At 63.1% G+C, this 15,190-nt stretch carries 14 protein-coding genes; 11 read left to right on the top strand and 3 right to left on the bottom strand.

The window, feature by feature from the left end; all coding sequences use genetic code 11:
• Window positions 1-120: 120 nt before the first annotated feature.
• Entirely contained in the window at window positions 121-2,154 is a 2,034-nt protein-coding gene (locus tag DOM54_RS15525) for a methyl-accepting chemotaxis protein (protein ID WP_110717198.1), read from the bottom strand.
• Window positions 2,155-2,296: 142 nt separating this feature from the next.
• On the opposite strand from DOM54_RS15525, the gene aat reads away from it, so the two are divergent.
• The 3 genes from aat to infA all read left to right on the top strand — a co-directional run bounded on the left by aat (window position 2,297) and on the right by infA (window position 4,317).
• The gene (aat, locus tag DOM54_RS15520; RefSeq protein ID WP_110717197.1) at window positions 2,297-2,989 is read left to right on the top strand and encodes a leucyl/phenylalanyl-tRNA--protein transferase; all 693 of its coding nucleotides are present in this window, start codon (window positions 2,297-2,299) and stop codon (window positions 2,987-2,989) included.
• Window positions 2,986-3,741, top strand: coding sequence for an arginyltransferase (locus DOM54_RS15515; protein WP_110717196.1), 756 nt, complete (start codon window positions 2,986-2,988; stop codon window positions 3,739-3,741). The genes aat and DOM54_RS15515 overlap by 4 nt, the downstream gene beginning before the upstream one ends.
• A gap of 357 nt (window positions 3,742-4,098) precedes the next feature.
• Window positions 4,099-4,317, top strand: coding sequence for a translation initiation factor IF-1 (infA, locus tag DOM54_RS15510; protein WP_013332816.1), 219 nt, complete (start codon window positions 4,099-4,101; stop codon window positions 4,315-4,317).
• A gap of 162 nt (window positions 4,318-4,479) precedes the next feature.
• Here the strand turns inward: infA and clpA are convergent, their stop codons facing one another.
• Entirely contained in the window at window positions 4,480-6,744 is a 2,265-nt protein-coding gene (gene clpA, locus DOM54_RS15505; protein ID WP_110717195.1) for an ATP-dependent Clp protease ATP-binding subunit ClpA, read from the bottom strand.
• 112 nt (window positions 6,745-6,856) lie between these two features.
• Window positions 6,857-7,186: an ATP-dependent Clp protease adapter ClpS gene (clpS, locus tag DOM54_RS15500; RefSeq protein WP_240613931.1), complete on the bottom strand. Its 330-nt coding sequence runs from the start codon at window positions 7,184-7,186 to the stop codon at window positions 6,857-6,859.
• A gap of 279 nt (window positions 7,187-7,465) precedes the next feature.
• Here clpS and DOM54_RS15495 point away from each other — a divergent pair, with 279 nt between their 5' ends.
• The 8 genes from DOM54_RS15495 (at window position 7,466) to DOM54_RS15460 (ending at window position 15,119) form a co-directional block, all read left to right on the top strand.
• The gene (locus DOM54_RS15495) at window positions 7,466-8,068 is read left to right on the top strand and encodes a pseudouridine synthase (RefSeq protein ID WP_110717194.1); all 603 of its coding nucleotides are present in this window, start codon (window positions 7,466-7,468) and stop codon (window positions 8,066-8,068) included.
• A 136-nt stretch (window positions 8,069-8,204) separates the two neighbouring features.
• Complete coding sequence (locus tag DOM54_RS15490; protein WP_110717193.1) at window positions 8,205-8,654, top strand: NUDIX domain-containing protein; 450 nt, start codon at window positions 8,205-8,207, stop codon at window positions 8,652-8,654.
• 208 nt (window positions 8,655-8,862) lie between these two features.
• On the top strand, window positions 8,863-10,062 hold the full coding sequence (gene mnmA, locus DOM54_RS15485) for a tRNA 2-thiouridine(34) synthase MnmA (protein ID WP_110717192.1): 1,200 nt from the start codon (window positions 8,863-8,865) through the stop codon (window positions 10,060-10,062).
• Window positions 10,059-10,703, top strand: coding sequence for a high frequency lysogenization protein HflD (hflD, locus tag DOM54_RS15480; RefSeq protein WP_110717191.1), 645 nt, complete (start codon window positions 10,059-10,061; stop codon window positions 10,701-10,703). Before mnmA ends, hflD begins: the two co-directional genes overlap by 4 nt.
• A gap of 80 nt (window positions 10,704-10,783) precedes the next feature.
• Window positions 10,784-12,148, top strand: a complete 1,365-nt coding sequence (gene purB / locus DOM54_RS15475; protein WP_110717255.1) for an adenylosuccinate lyase — start codon at window positions 10,784-10,786, stop codon at window positions 12,146-12,148.
• A gap of 34 nt (window positions 12,149-12,182) precedes the next feature.
• Window positions 12,183-13,370 carry a ribosomal protein uL16 3-hydroxylase gene (locus DOM54_RS15470; RefSeq protein ID WP_110717190.1) on the top strand — a complete coding sequence of 396 codons (1,188 nt, stop codon included), beginning with the start codon at window positions 12,183-12,185 and terminating at the stop codon, window positions 13,368-13,370.
• 142 nt (window positions 13,371-13,512) lie between these two features.
• The gene (locus DOM54_RS15465; protein ID WP_110717189.1) at window positions 13,513-13,980 is read left to right on the top strand and encodes an outer membrane lipoprotein; all 468 of its coding nucleotides are present in this window, start codon (window positions 13,513-13,515) and stop codon (window positions 13,978-13,980) included.
• A gap of 194 nt (window positions 13,981-14,174) precedes the next feature.
• A complete protein-coding gene (locus DOM54_RS15460) occupies window positions 14,175-15,119 on the top strand; it encodes a lipid A deacylase LpxR family protein (protein ID WP_240613930.1) in 945 nt (314 codons plus the stop codon).
• Window positions 15,120-15,190: the final 71 nt, after the last annotated feature.

Below are 15,190 nucleotides of genomic sequence, written 5' to 3'. Positions count from 1 at the left end.
GATCAATGACCGGCCCCAAGACGGGCCCGGTGTTTTCAACCCGCCATCATACCGGGGCCCGCGCCGACATCACAGGGGGCGCGGGTTGCGTCGAGTATCGACCGAATCGGCGGTGCCGAATCAAGCCGGTAGCGGCTCCTCAGTCGAGCTATGTCGGGTCAGACTGGCCGCGGGAGAGGCCAGGGCCGCCTGCTGCCGATCGAGGGCCGAACCGTCACGCAGCCGGAATACCGAGACCGTCTCCGCCAGCCGCCGGCTCTGATCGTTCAACTGCTGGGTCGAAGCGCTGGACTGACGAACCAGCGCCGCATTGCTCTGGGTGGTCTCGTCGATCTGTGCAATCGCCAGGTTGATCTGCTCGATGCCGTGGGACTGCTCTTCGGACGCCAGGCGAATTTCCGAGATCAGCGTGCTGATGCGCTCGACCTGCGACACGATCTCCGACACCCGCTGCCCAGCCTCCGCGGCCCGCAGATTGCCGTTGTCGACCTCGTCGACAGTTCGCCCGATCAACGCCTTGATCTCCTGCGCCGAGGTCGAACAGCGCTCGGCCAAACCACGGACCTCCTGCGCGACCACGGCAAAGCCCCTGCCATGCTCGCCGGCCCTGGCGGCCTCGACGGAGGCGTTCAGCGCGAGCAGGTTGGTCTGAAAGGCGATGCCGTCGATCACGCCGACCACCTCGGAGATCTGCTTTGCCATCCCGACGATGCGCTGCATGGCTTCGGACGTGGCTTCGACGGTGTTCTGGGCCTCGCCCGCGGCCAACACGGTCTGCCGGGTCTGCTCGTCACTCTCCTGCGCCCGCTGCGTGTTCTGGCGCACGGTCGCGTTGATCTCTTCGGTGCTGGCGGCTGTCTGCTCGAGGCTCGCTGCCTGGGACTCGGTGCGCGAGGAGAGTTCGGCATTCCCCGAGGCCAGTTCCTGCGTATGGTTCTCGGTCTCCACGACCGCATGACGCACCTGCCCCACTATCCGCTCGAGGCCATCGCCGATGCCGTTCATGGCGCCGACCAGTTGGCCGATCTCGTCGCGGCGACGCGTCTCGATTCGCTGCGACAGATCCCCTTCTGCCAGCGCCTGGGCCAGGCCGACGGCACGATTCATCGGCTTCGTGACCAGCTGCTTGGCGATCCAGTAGAGCGCCAGGCTCAACGCCGCCGCCAGCACCAGCGCGATCAGCAGGAAGCGGTCGCGGGCGGCGATGACACCGGCTTCGATCTCGTCGACCGACACCGAGCCGGCGATGATCCATTGCCAATCGGGATAGCGGGAGTAGAGCGCCAAGCGATTGTCGCCGCTGCCGGCGACATAACTGATCTCGCCGGATTCCTGGGCGAACAGTGGCGCGAAGGCATCGGCGTCTGCGGAATTCAACAGGTTCTGCCCTTCGAATGGCCCACCCGCGATGACCTCCCCTTTCTGATCCCCGGCGGCGGAGATCAGCATGGTGTAGCCACCACTGCCAATCCCCATCTCGCGGATACGATTCTGGACCTGGGTCATCTCGGCGCTGATATCGACTCCCACGAACAGCGCACCGACCACCTTGCCGTCACCATCCTGTATCGGCTGGTACTTGGTGATATAGGGGATACCGAAAAGCTTGGCGAGTCCGATATAGGATTCGTTCGCCATCAGCTTGGCGTAGCTCTTGGATTCCCGGTTGAGCAGCGTTCCCATCGCCCTCTTGCCGTTTTCGTCCTTGAGAGAGGTGGAGATGCGCACGAAGTCATCACCGTCGCGGGCGAAGATCGTCGCCGGCGTGCCGGTCTGCTCGCTGAAGCGATCGAGCTTCCACGTATTGTCGTTGAGCACCTCGAGCCCATCCCTGAGCGTCGGTGTCTGGCGCCCGGAGACCTCGACCTGCTGGTCCGGGCTCAGCGCGAATCGCCCGGCGTACTGGTCCGAAAAGATACTCAGGAACCGGTCAGCCTGCTGCTGAAGGCTGTAATCGAACAGCGACAGCATGGCGGAAACCGAGTCCTGCTGGGTTTTCAACTCGCGAGTCGTGGCCTCGCGCAGTTGCGACGTACTCGCCTGGGCCATGGCGAAAGCCAACCCCATGAGCACGGCAACCTGCAACAAGGCGACAATGATGGCCAACTTGGTGCCGATGCTGGCATGACGAAGACGTTGTCGGAGTGCAGCCATGATTCTTTCCACAATTTGAGGAGTCGAGAATCTATCGGCAATAGTGTGACTATTCTTGATGCCCCTTTCGGCAAAGGTATGCCAGGAATCACGCTTCCGGTGTTTGCTATGCTGTGGATCGCTTTCCTATCGGGTCCTCTGCATGCTGCCCTGGCTACCACCTCATCTCGTCGCCTTCCCGCCGGTCTCCCACGCACTGGATGAACCGGATGGCTTGCTGGCCGCCGGGGGCGCGCTGACACCGGAGTGGCTACTGAGCGCCTACCGCCGCGGCATCTTCCCGTGGTATGCCGAGGGCCAGCCGATCCTGTGGTGGTCCCCCGATCCACGCATGGTGCTCTTCCCCGAGGAGATACGTGTCCGCAGAAGCCTGGACAAGCGGCTCCGCAACGGCGGCTTCGTGGTAACGTTCGATCACGCCTTCGAGCGCGTCATCACGGCCTGCGCCGAAACTCGTGCGGACGCGGAGGGGACCTGGATCGACGACGCCATGCGACAGGCCTATCTCGAGCTTCACCGATTGGGACACGCACACAGCGTCGAGGTCTGGCAGGCCGAAACGCTGGTGGGCGGTCTCTACGGCCTATCGATCGGCCGCATATTCTTCGGGGAGTCGATGTTCAGCCGCGTCCCCGACGCCTCGAAAGTCGCCCTGGTCCATCTGGCGCAGCGACTCCGATATCACGATTTCGCCTTGATCGACTGCCAGATGCACACGCCCCATCTGGCCAGCATGGGTGCCAGAGACATCGCCCGGGAGACGTTCATCGACTATCTTGAGGACAACGCCAACTTACCCAACCCGGCCGATCTCTGGCCAACGGAGCCACCGTGAGCAGCGACAATGCGAACAACCCGCAACGTCAGGCACGCGATCTTCGTTTCTTCCTGACAGTGCCCCATCCCTGCAGCTACCTAAAGGGAAGGGAGGCGACGACGCTCTTTCTCGACCCCGAGGAAACGGTCGCGCCGGAGGTTTACGACGCTCTCACCCTGCTGGGCTTCCGGCGTAGTGGCAGCAATCTCTATCGTCCCCACTGCGAGGCCTGCAGCGCCTGCACTTCCGTTAGAATTCCGGTCGAGGATTTCACCCCCAGCCGAACCCAGCGCAAACTGATCAACCGCAACCGGGATCTCACCACGCATTTGCGCCCGACGGTATTCGACGAGCAACACTACTCGTTATATGCCCGATACATTCGCGCCCGACACGCGGACGGCGATATGTTCCCCCCCAGCCGCGAGCAGTACCGGATGTTTCTGACCCAGGCCCACTCTTTTGCCAAATTGCTGGAATTCCGACTGGGCGATCATCTGATGGCAGTGGCCGCCACCGACTGCCTAGGTCACGGTCTCTCTGCAATCTATACGTTCTTCGACCCCGATCCGATCTTCGAGCGACGCTCGCTCGGCGGCTTCGCCATACTCAGCCAGATCGAGCTGGCGCGTGAGCGCCGGCTACCCTATCTCTATCTCGGCTACTGGATACGTGCCTGCCAGAAAATGCGCTACAAGCAGGATTATCAACCACTGGAGTACCTCAACGGGGGGCGCTGGCAGCGCATGGTCCCGGCCAAGGCGCTGTAATGACGCCGATGAACCCTATTGCGCCAGGTTCCTGCATTTAGCGCTGCGACCCGTCTCGGCAGTGCCAGGCGGTGGCGAGACGATTCGCCGGTTCGAGAGTTTCCATACCTCAGGCCCGGCTTTCGGTGCTCGGCCATGAGCCGGGTTCCATTCGATTTACGACGGATTTTTGCCTTCCCCGGCGAGATAGCCCATAATATCGCGCACTTCAGAGGCCCAAGGGCGGGCTGGTTAGATGATGACGTGAATGGCACCCGTGCCTTTCGCGGCATTCCGCGTCGATAGCCAACCGCGAGGCGCCATGTCAGGCCCTCAAACCAAGCCCCGTTCTCAACACGTTCAAGAGGGATCGCCTATATGGCACGAGAAGATCATATCGAAATGGAGGGCGTCGTCGTCGACACGCTTCCCAACACCATGTTCCGCGTTGAACTGGAGAATGGCCACGTCGTGACTGCCCACATCTCCGGCAAGATGCGCAAGAACTACATCCGCATCCTGACCGGCGACAAGGTCAAGGTCGAGCTGACTCCCTACGACCTCTCCAAAGGGCGTATCGTCTACCGCTCTCGCTAATTCGCGAGCCTGTCTCGGCTCCGCCCTCCCCGACCGGCTTCCCGCCCTCAGGAAAAGCCCTGGCACCTCATCTTCGTCAGGCGGGCAATCACAGATGATACGAATCCAAAAACGCCTCGCCATGTTGCCATGGCGAGGCGTTGTCGTGCTGCCGCGACCGGTCTAGGCCAGCTCGGCTTCGGTCTCGAGCTGCAACTCGTCGTTGTCGACCCTTACGTGGACGATGCCGCCGTTCTCGGCCAGGTCGCCGAACAGGATCATCTCGGCCAGTGGCTTCTTGAGCTTCTCCTGGATGACCCTGGCCATCGGACGCGCCCCCATTTCGGGATCGTACCCTTTCTCGGCCAGCCAGACGCGGGCGTCGTCATCGACATCGAGCTGCACCCGTTTCTCGTCGAGTTGAGCCTGGAGCTCGACCAGGAACTTGTCGACGACGTTGCGGACAATGGATGGCTCGAGACCGTGGAACTGAATGATCCCGTCCAGGCGATTGCGGAACTCCGGCGTGAAGGTCCGGCGAATCACTTCCATGCCATCGGTCGAGTGGTCCTGGGTCTGGAAGCCGATCGAGCGACGAGAGATCTGTTCGGCGCCGGCGTTGGACGTCATGATGACGATCACATGCCGGAAGTCCGCCTCACGGCCGTTGTTGTCGGTCAAGCGACCATGGTCCATGACCTGCAGCAGCAGGTTGAAGACTTCCGGATGCGCCTTCTCGATCTCGTCGAGCAGCAGTACGCAGTGTGGCTGCTTGGTGATCGCCTCGGTCAGCAGGCCGCCCTGGTCGTAACCGACGTAGCCCGGGGGCGCCCCGATCAGCCGCGATACCGTGTGGCGCTCCATGTACTCCGACATGTCGAAGCGTACCAGCTCGATCCCCATCAGATGCGACAGCTGCCGAGCGACCTCGGTCTTGCCGACGCCGGTCGGGCCGGCGAACAGGAAGCTACCCACCGGCTTGTCCGGCGACTTGAGACCGGCACGAGACAGCTTGATCGCCGCCGACAGACTGGTGATCGCCTCGTCCTGACCGAACACCAGCATCTTCAGGTCGCGCTCCAGGTTCGAGAGCAGCTTGCGGTCCGAAGTCGAAACGCTCTTCGGCGGGATGCGCGCAATGGAAGCCACCACCGCTTCGACCTGATCGACATCGATGGTGGCGATCCGCGCTTCCGGAGGTAGCAGGCGCTGGTGCGCGCCGGCCTCGTCGATCACGTCGATCGCCTTGTCCGGCAGGTGACGATCATTGATATAGCGATCGGCCAGGCGGGCTGCACTTTCCAGCGCGCCATCGGTGTACTTCAACTGGTGATGCTCTTCGAAACGACCTCGCAGCCCCTTGAGGATGCGGATGGTGTCCTCGACAGTCGGCTCCGGCACATCGACCTTCTGGAAACGACGAGCCAGCGCTCGATCCTTCTCGAAGATGCCACGGAACTCCTGAAACGTGGTCGAGCCGATGCAGCGCAACTCGCCAGAGGAGAGCAGCGGCTTGAGCAGGTTGGAGGCATCCATGACCCCGCCCGATGCCGCGCCGGCACCGATGACCGTGTGAATCTCATCGATGAATAGGATCGAATTGTCCTGCTTGCGCAACTCGGCCAGCAGTCCTTTCAAGCGCTTCTCGAAATCGCCACGGTACTTCGTGCCCGCCAGCAGCGCGCCCATGTCCAGCGAGTAGACCACGGCATCGGCGATCACGTCCGGCACGTCCTCCTCGACGATTCGCTTGGCCAGGCCCTCGGCAATCGCGGTCTTGCCAACGCCGGCCTCGCCCACCAGCAGCGGGTTGTTCTTTCGTCGACGGGCCAGAATCTGCACCACGCGCTCGAGCTCGTGGTCACGACCGATCAGCGGGTCGATCTTGCCCAGTCGGGCCTGGTCGTTGAGATTGGTCGCGTAATTGGAAAGCGGGCTCTGCCCGTTTTCACCGGCGGCCTCCTCACCCTCCTCGGATTCCTGGGAGGGCTGCTGGGCCTGGCCGTGACCAGCGACCTTGGAGATGCCATGGGCGATGTAATTGACCGCATCCACCCGTGCCACACTCTGCTGCTTGAGGAAGTAGACCGCCTGACTCTCCTGCTCGGAGAAGATCGCCACCAGCACATTGGCGCCGGTCACCTCACTCTTGCCGGAGGATTGCACATGAAAGACCGCGCGCTGCAGCACGCGCTGGAAGCCCAGCGTGGGCTGCGTTTCCCGGTCTTCCTGCTCCTCGGGAATCAACGGTGTCGTGGAATTGATGAAATCCTGCAGATCGGCACGAAGCTTTTCCAGATTCGCCCCACAGGCATTCAGCACGTCGGCTGCCGAGGCATTATCGAGAAGCGCCAGCAGCAAGTGCTCCACGGTCATGAACTCGTGTCGCTTGGAACGCGCCACGGTGAAGGCCGTGTTCAGGGTGAGTTCAAGTTCTTTACTCAACATGGCAGTCCCCTTTTAGCCACTGAGGGCGTCGGTCGGCACTTTCACAATCGGGCACAAACAGCGGTTTCGCAAGTCTTCGAAGACAAAAGCGTCGACGATGTGTGTCCGCCATCTATTCTGCGGCATCCACGTCGCACATGAGAGGATGCTCGCACTCTTTCGCATATTCATTGACGAGGTGGCACTTGGTCTCCGCCACGTCACGGGTGAAGATGCCGCAGGTCGCCTTCCCCTGGGTGTGGACGGCCAGCATGATCTGGACCGCCTTCTCGCTGTCCATGGCGAAGAATCGTTGCAGCACCTCGACGACGAACTCCATTGGGGTGTAGTCATCGTTGTACAGCACGACCTTGTACATCGGCGGCGGCGCCAGTTGCGGATCCGACACCTGTTCGGCAACATCACCCTGCTCGTCGTGATCAGGGTCGGGAGGACGCGTCATACCCGTACGGGCCGGCTCCCTGGCAAGGTAAGGCGACACTCTGTTTGAGATCTCTGACATAGTAAGGATGAATCCCTGGATGCATCGGCTCAGATACGGCAAGCCGGGACTCGGTGAGGTATTGGATACCGTTGAAGACCCGAAGTTCCTTGAAGATGCGGCCGATGGAGCCGGTATGCAAGCCTTCCCTGAAAATAGTCTTGATCGCCGCCGCCCGCCATGGGGCGACGCCCCGGGAGCGCCACGGAAGCCGTCCAGGACGACCAGGGGCGGCGCGCCATGAGTCGAATCTATCTCCTGCACAAGCCCTACAACGTGCTCTGCCAATTCACCGACGCTCATGGGCGGCGAACGCTGGCCGATTGCCTCGACGTGCCCGGTGTCTACCCCGCCGGTCGTCTCGATTACGACTCGGAGGGGCTGCTACTGCTGACCGATGATGGCACCCTGATCCACCGCATCAGCGATCCCCGGCACAAGCTGCCCAAGCAGTACTGGGTTCAGGTGGAAGGCGAGCCGGACCCGAGCGCCCTGAAGGCGCTTCGCGAGGGAATCATCCTGAAGGACGGACCGACTCGCCCGGCCAAGGTCAGACGGCTGGCGCCACCGGAGCCGCCACCCCGCGATCCTCCCGTACGCTACCGGCCCTCGGTGCCGACGACCTGGCTGGAGATAGAACTGCGCGAAGGACGCAACCGCCAGGTACGCAGGATGACCGCACACGTGGGTCATCCGACCCTGCGGCTGATCCGCGTCGGCATCGGACCGTGGCGCCTCGGCGACCTGCCGCCGGGCCACTGGCGCAGCGAGACGATGAACGTCCCGCGGCATTCGTCTGGGCGCGACACGAGCCGGCGCTCGAACTCCCCTCGCAAGCGCTGAATCATCGCGAAGCAGGCAGACGTCCGGCCCGCCAATTCCGATAGCGGGCTTTCGAATTGGCGTGGACCGGGTATGATCGGCTGGAGTCCCACGGCCGGATGTCGAGGGCAGAGCATCGAGTCGGGAGAATGATGACATGAACCGTTGGACGCCTCGCGTGACCGTTGCCGTGGTGGTGGAGCGAGCAGGTCGTTACCTGATGGTGGAGGAGGATCGCGGCGGCCCGTTCAGCCTGTTCAACCAGCCTGCCGGCCACCTGGAACGGGGTGAGCGCCTGATCGCGGCCGCCGAGCGGGAAGTGCGCGAAGAGTCGGCCTGGCAGGTCGCCATCACCGACTACCTGGGACTCTACGTCCACCAGACGTCGGATGGCCTCACCTTCCACAGCCATGCGTTTCTCAGCCTGCCACTGGCCCATCTGGGCAATGCGCTGGACAAAGGCATCATCGGCACCCATTGGCTTACCTTCGACGAGATCGACGATCTCGACCGCAGCCACCGGCTGCGGAGCCCGGTCGTGATGCAGCGGCTGCGCGACACACGCGACGGTCGCCGCTACCCGCTCGATGTCATTCGCGAGCGCTGACCGGGAGTCGAACTCGGCCTCGCCTTCTGTCGTTACACGCCCAGCCCCTGGGAAATTGTCGATGGGCTCGATGCGATCCCCCGCTTTCGGCTATAATCGCGGGCCGCTCATTCGAGTCGGTCGTTGATTCGATCCCTGCACGCTCGCCGGGCACCGCCACTGGCGCGCAGGGTCTCACGACCCGCCCTCACCTGCCCCGGAAATCGTCATGACCACAGCCAGCGCAATCAGCGATACCGCGCACTCACCCAGCGAAGCCCCCCGGAAAGTCATCGTCGGCATGTCGGGCGGCGTCGACTCTTCCGTGACCGCGCTGCTGCTGCGAGAGCAGGGCTACCACGTCGAGGGCCTGTTCATGAAGAACTGGGACGAGGACGACGGCACCGAGTACTGCACCGCCATGGCGGACCTGGCAGACGCCGAGGCGGTCTGCGAGACTCTCGGGATCAAGCTGCACACGGCCAACTTCGCCGCCGAGTACTGGGACAATGTCTTCGAACACTTCCTTGCCGAGTACCAGGCTGGGCGCACGCCCAACCCGGATATCCTGTGCAACCGCGAGATCAAGTTCAAAGTCTTTCTCGACTACGCCGAGATGCTCGGCGCCGACTTGATCGCGACTGGCCACTATGTGCGAAGAGGGCTCGACGACAACGGTCGGGCTCGGTTGCTCAAGGGGTTGGATGGCAACAAGGACCAGAGCTATTTCCTGCACGCGGTTCCCGGTGCCGCCATCGAGAGGACACTGTTTCCCGTCGGCGAGCTGGAGAAGCCGCAGGTGCGAGCCCTGGCGGAGCGCCACGGTCTGGCGACCGCGAGCAAGAAGGACTCCACCGGCATCTGCTTCATCGGTGAGCGGCGGTTCAGCGACTTCCTCAAGCAGTATCTCCCCGCTCAGCCCGGGCGTATCGAAACACCTGAAGGTGACCTGATCGGCGAACACATGGGGCTGATGTACTACACCCTGGGCCAGCGACGCGGCCTGGGAATCGGCGGCCTGAAGAACCACAGTGAGGATCCGTGGTTCGTGGCCGCCAAGGATCTCGAGCGCAACGTCCTCGTGGTCGTTCAGGGCGAACACCCTTTGCTCTACAGCGATGTCGCCTACTGCGAGCCGGCAGCCTGGATCGCGGGGACACCCCCCAAGGCGCCGCGCCTGAGCGCCAAGACCCGCTATCGCCAGCACGACGTTCCCTGCGAAGTGACGCTGCTGGCCGACGGCGAGCTCGAGGTTCGGTTCGATACCCCACAGCGAGCGGTCACGCCAGGCCAGTCGCTGGTGCTCTACGATGGCGAAGTCTGCTTGGGCGGTGCTGTCATTCGCGCCACCGGAACCGACGATGGCGCTGCCGTCGCCGAACTCACCGACACCCCCTCCGCCATGACAGGGAGCCAGCGCTCGGCATGAACCCGACGCCCATTCAATCGGCACCGCTCGACAGCAACGGCCGACAGGCCCTGGCCCTGGCCGGCGTCTTCCAGGCGGCATCCGTCGTCGATCAACTGGCCCGCACCGGGCAGTGCGACGAGCGCGCCTGGAATACCCTGATCCACGCCACGCTGGACACCGATCCGCCCAGTTTCGAGTCGATCTACGGCGGCCACCACAACAACCTGCGCCAGGGCATCGACACGCTGCTGGCGGTCATGTCACGCCAGAGCGCGCAACCGGCTGTCATGCGCTACGGTTTCTCGATGGTGCTGCTGATGCAGAAGCTACGCAAGGATAGCGCCATGATGGAAACGCTCGGCCAGCGGCTGGGACGCGTCCAGGGCCAGGCCGAGCACTTCGGCAAAACGCACGAGAACGTGATCGCGAGCCTCGGCGAGCTCTACCAGGAAACACTTTCCACCTTCCGTTATCGGATCGTGGTGCAGGGCGAGCCCAGTTTGCTGCAGAGCCGAATGATGCCGGAACGCATCCGCACGGCGCTGCTCGCCGGCGTCCGCTTCGCCCTCCTCTGGCACCAGCAAGGGGGCCGCCGCTGGCGCCTTATCTTCCAGCGGAGCGCCATCCGGCGCACCCTGCGGCAGCTCGACGCCCACTGACGTCGAGTTCATGAATCGAGCCGCACGAATCTCTCAATCGCGAGCTGCTGGCTCGCGCGATGTCTCGGGAACCCACGATGATCGAACTCTCCGCACTGACCGCCCTTTCCCCTGTCGACGGCCGCTACGCAGCCAAGGCCGCCCCGCTGCGCGAACATTTCAGCGAGTTCGGCCTGATCCGGGCACGCGTTACCGTCGAGGTCCGCTGGCTGGAACGTCTGGCGGCCCATCCCGGCATCGTCGAGGTGCCACCGCTTTCCACCAAGGCGCAGGCGTTTCTGGACACCCTGGTGAGTAATTTCTCGCTGGCCGATGCCGAGCGTATCAAGACCATCGAGCGCACCACCAACCACGACGTGAAAGCGGTCGAGTATTTCATCAAGGAGGCCATCGCCGATCAGCCGGAGCTCCACGCGATCACGGAATTCGTGCACTTCGCCTGCACCAGCGAGGACATCAACAACCTGTCCTACGCCTTGATGATGCGAGACGGCCTCGATGCCCTGACCCCGACGATGCAGGCAGTCCACGATGCGATCGCCCGCCTGGCCCACGAGCATGCCGAACAGCCGATGCTGTCACGGACGCACGGTCAGACCGCCAGCCCCACCACGCTGGGCAAGGAGATGGCCAACGTCGCCTATCGTCTGAAGCGCCAGCTCAAGCAGATAGCGTCCGTCGAGCTGCTGGGCAAGATCAACGGTGCCGTCGGCAATTACAACGCGCACCTGGCGACGTATCCGGAGGTCGACTGGGCCGAGAATGCCCGCACCTTCGTCGAGTCACTCGGACTCACGTTCAATCCCTACACCACCCAGATCGAACCCCACGACTACATCGCCGAGCTGTTCGATGCCATCAGCCGCTTCAACACCATCCTGATCGATTTCGATCGCGACGTGTGGGGCTACATCTCTCTCGGCTATTTCAAGCAACGCACCGTGGCGGGCGAGATCGGCTCCTCCACCATGCCGCACAAGGTCAACCCGATCGACTTCGAGAACTCCGAGGGCAACCTGGGGCTGGCCAATGCGCTGCTCGATCACCTGGCGCGGAAGCTGCCCATCTCCCGCTGGCAGCGTGACCTGACCGACTCCACCGTGCTGCGCAACCTCGGCGTCGGCCTGGCCTACGGCCTGATCGCGTACGAAGCGGCACTCAAGGGTATCGGCAAGCTGGAAGCCAACCCCCAGCGTCTCGACGACGATCTCGACCACAGCTGGGAGGTGCTGGCCGAACCGATCCAGACCGTCATGCGCCGCTACGGGATCGAGAAGCCCTACGAGAAGCTCAAGGAGCTGACTCGCGGCAAGCGCATCGACCAGGCCGGCTTTGCCGCCTTCATCGACACGCTGGCGCTGCCGGACGAGGTGAAGGCCGAACTCAAGGCCCTGTCACCGGCGACCTACATCGGCAACGCCGTCGATCAGGCCAAGGCGCTCTGAGCGCGCCATACACGTTTTCGTCCAGGAGACCGACATGACCTCCGCCAACAAGCCACGTAGGCTACTCGGTGGCCTCGCCCCCGCCCAGTTTCTCAGTCAGCACTGGCAGAAATCGCCACTGCTGATACGCGGTGCGTTTCCCGACTTCGTCTCTCCCCTGGAACCGGACGATCTGGCGGGCCTCGCCTGTGAAGAGGGAGTCGAAGCCAGGCTGGTAGAGGAGAAGGGCCCAGACAAGGCATGGCAGGTCAGCCACGGGCCGTTCGACGATGAGACCTTCGCGCGCCTGCCCGCCAGCGGCTGGTCGCTGCTGGTACAGGCGGTGGACCACTACGTGCCGGAAGTCGCCGAGCTGCTGGAGTCCTTCGATTTTCTGCCGAACTGGCGACTCGACGACATCATGGTCAGCTATGCGCCGCCAGGTGGCAGCGTTGGCGCGCACGTCGACCAATACGACGTCTTTCTGTTGCAGGCCAGTGGACGCCGGCGCTGGCAACTGGGCGGCAGTCCTGGCGCGGACGCCCGGCTGATCCCCGGTATCGACCTGCGCATCCTCGAAGACTTCACCGTGCAGGCCGACCAGGAGTGGGTGCTGGAGCCCGGCGATATGCTCTACCTTCCCCCCGGCGTCGCTCACCACGGTGTCAGCGAAGCCGAGGACTGCCTGACCTACTCGATCGGCTTCCGGGCGCCTTCCGCCGACGAGATCGTCACATCCTTCGCCGACTATATCGGCGAACAGCTCGGCGACAGCCGGCGCTACGCTGACCCCGACCTGCAACCACCGTTGGCGTCGGGTGAGCTGGACGAGCAGGCCGTGGCCCGGGTACGCAAGCTACTGCTGGACGTCATCGATCGCCCCGATCAGATGGCGCAATGGTTCGGGCGTGCCATGACCCAGCCCAAATATCTGGACCAGTTGGCTCCGCCGGACGCCCCTACCGCATCGGAAGCGCTGCGCGCCGCGCTCGAGCGCGGCGACGAACTGACCCGCACCCTTGGCTCACGTTTCGCCTGGCACCGACGGGACGAGGCCAACGCCACCCTGTTCGTCGACGGAGACGCCGTCGACTGCCCTCTCGAGCTGGCCCGGATACTGGCGTCGAACGCTCCGATAGATGCCAGTGCGCTCGCCTACCCGGACGGCGCACGCCTGCTGGCGACGCTCGTCGACAGCGGCAGCCTGGACTTCCCCGGCAACGACCGGGATCACCAGGAGTGAGAGGCAGGAATCGCCAGCGGCTCCTACACTCAATCCGTGCTGGGTCCAGTGCCGATGGATTCCATTGGCACTGGACTAGTTTTAGAACACTGTTTTAATGTACTGGGCACGAAGCCATACCTGGATGTTAAGGAGAATCATCATGAAACGACTCATCGCCCCTGCACTGGTCATGAGCCTGCTGGCCCTGGCGGGCTGTACCAACAACTCGACCTATTCGGGTGACGTCTACCGGGGAGATCAAGCGGGTACGGCGCAGTCCGTGAGCTACGGAACCATCCAGTCGGTACGCCCGGTACAGATCCAGGGCGGCAACGGCGAGAGCGTGCTGGGCAGCCTGGGCGGTGCGGTCATTGGCGGTCTGCTGGGTAACCAGGTTGGCGGTGGCTCCGGCCGCACGATCGCGACCGCGGCCGGCGCCCTCGGTGGCACGATTGCCGGCAGCAAGATCCAGCAGGCCACCGACCGCGTCGATGGCTACGAACTGGAGATTCGCCAGGACAGCGGGCAGAACGTCGTGGTCGTCCAGAAGGCGGACCGCAACTGGCAAGTCGGCCAGCGTGTCAAGCTGGTCGCCAGTGGCTCCAGCGTCAGCGTCGCCCCCTACTGATTGCACGACGACAGCTAGACCTCATGCCAGCGGCGCCCCAGGGCGCCGCTTTCTGTTAGCGTGATACTAATTTTCTATGTTCTCGACGTTTTACGTACGCTATTGTATGTCCCGCAGATTCAATCATTCGTTTTAAGGGAATAAGGCGGAATATGAGGGGATATATCTGGTCGAGAACCGGCCTTGCCGTGGCCATGGCAGCCATTTCCAGCACTGCTTGGGCGGATGGTATCCTGACGCTGAAGTCGGAAAACGATATCTTCGCAAGCGGGGATGACGGTCACTACACCAACGGTATCGAAGCCGACTGGTCTTTCCGACCTTCCAGGGATCACTGGACCCGTGACCTCGCGGAGCTGATTCCTGGCTGGAGTGCCGCCTCGCTGGATGGCGCCTCCTACCGATTCGGACAGCAGATCTACACGCCGGAAGACATCGACGAGAGGGGCTTGATCGAGAACGACCGCCCCTACGCCGGCGTGCTCTACGCCGGGCTCTCCCTGTTCGATGACCAGCAGTTGAGCGGATGGCGGCGTACCAGCGGCGTGTATTTCGACGTCGGCCTTGTCGGCCCGGGTGCGGGTGGCCATACGGTACAGAACAACTTTCATCACCTGGTCGGTAGCGACGAAGCCGAGGGCTGGCACAATCAGTTGCACAACGAGCCCTTCGTCAATCTCGCCTACCAGACCGCCTGGTGGAAACAGGGTGACCTGGGAGCGCTGGAAACCGAGTATGGGCCGTCGGTCGGCCTGGCCGTCGGCAACCTCTACACCTATGGTGCGACCGGCCTCGGGTTGCGTATCGGGCAGGGGCTGGACAAGAGCTTCGGCGTGCCGACCGTGGCGCCCTCCCAAGGCAGCAGGGTTTTCTTCGAGAAAGATAGTGGCTTCAACTGGTACCTGTTCGCCAACCTCGAAGGTCGGCTAATGGCTTACAACATGCTGCTCGACGGCAACACCTTCGAGGATAGCCACTCCGTGGATCGACGGCCCTGGGTAGGGGATGCCCAGCTCGGCCTCGCCGTATCCTGGGATCGCTGGCAGTTGACCTACAGCTCGGTGTGGCGAACGCACGAGTTCGAGACCCAGGACGATGGCGACCAGTTCGGCTCGATCACCCTTTCCACCTGGCTATAAGGCGGCGGGGCCCAGAAATCACGACGGGCGATGCTGTCGGCATCGCCCGTCAATCTGCATGGGCCGCTCTA

It is taken from the genome of Salinicola acroporae, from assembly GCF_003206615.1.
GTDB classification, from domain to species: domain Bacteria; phylum Pseudomonadota; class Gammaproteobacteria; order Pseudomonadales; family Halomonadaceae; genus Salinicola; species Salinicola acroporae.
The sequence above is the reverse complement of the archived record's forward strand: the minus strand, read 5'-3'. Positions and strand labels throughout refer to the sequence as shown.

What these genes read in the sequence shown, in the direction of transcription:
- DOM54_RS15470 (WP_110717190.1), top strand. Translation starts at nt 12,183, where the DNA reads ATGACCTCCGCCAACAAGCCACGTAGGCTACTCGGTGGCCTCGCCCCC.
- aat (WP_110717197.1), top strand. Translation starts at nt 2,297, where the DNA reads ATGCTGCCCTGGCTACCACCTCATCTCGTCGCCTTCCCGCCGGTCTCC.
- infA (WP_013332816.1), top strand. Translation starts at nt 4,099, where the DNA reads ATGGCACGAGAAGATCATATCGAAATGGAGGGCGTCGTCGTCGACACG.
- clpA (WP_110717195.1), bottom strand. Translation starts at nt 6,744, where the DNA reads ATGTTGAGTAAAGAACTTGAACTCACCCTGAACACGGCCTTCACCGTG.
- DOM54_RS15525 (WP_110717198.1), bottom strand. Translation starts at nt 2,154, where the DNA reads ATGGCTGCACTCCGACAACGTCTTCGTCATGCCAGCATCGGCACCAAG.
- DOM54_RS15495 (WP_110717194.1), top strand. Translation starts at nt 7,466, where the DNA reads ATGAGTCGAATCTATCTCCTGCACAAGCCCTACAACGTGCTCTGCCAA.
- DOM54_RS15465 (WP_110717189.1), top strand. Translation starts at nt 13,513, where the DNA reads ATGAAACGACTCATCGCCCCTGCACTGGTCATGAGCCTGCTGGCCCTG.
- DOM54_RS15460 (WP_240613930.1), top strand. Translation starts at nt 14,175, where the DNA reads ATGGCAGCCATTTCCAGCACTGCTTGGGCGGATGGTATCCTGACGCTG.
- hflD (WP_110717191.1), top strand. Translation starts at nt 10,059, where the DNA reads ATGAACCCGACGCCCATTCAATCGGCACCGCTCGACAGCAACGGCCGA.
- mnmA (WP_110717192.1), top strand. Translation starts at nt 8,863, where the DNA reads ATGACCACAGCCAGCGCAATCAGCGATACCGCGCACTCACCCAGCGAA.
- clpS (WP_240613931.1), bottom strand. Translation starts at nt 7,186, where the DNA reads ATGACGCGTCCTCCCGACCCTGATCACGACGAGCAGGGTGATGTTGCC.
- DOM54_RS15490 (WP_110717193.1), top strand. Translation starts at nt 8,205, where the DNA reads ATGAACCGTTGGACGCCTCGCGTGACCGTTGCCGTGGTGGTGGAGCGA.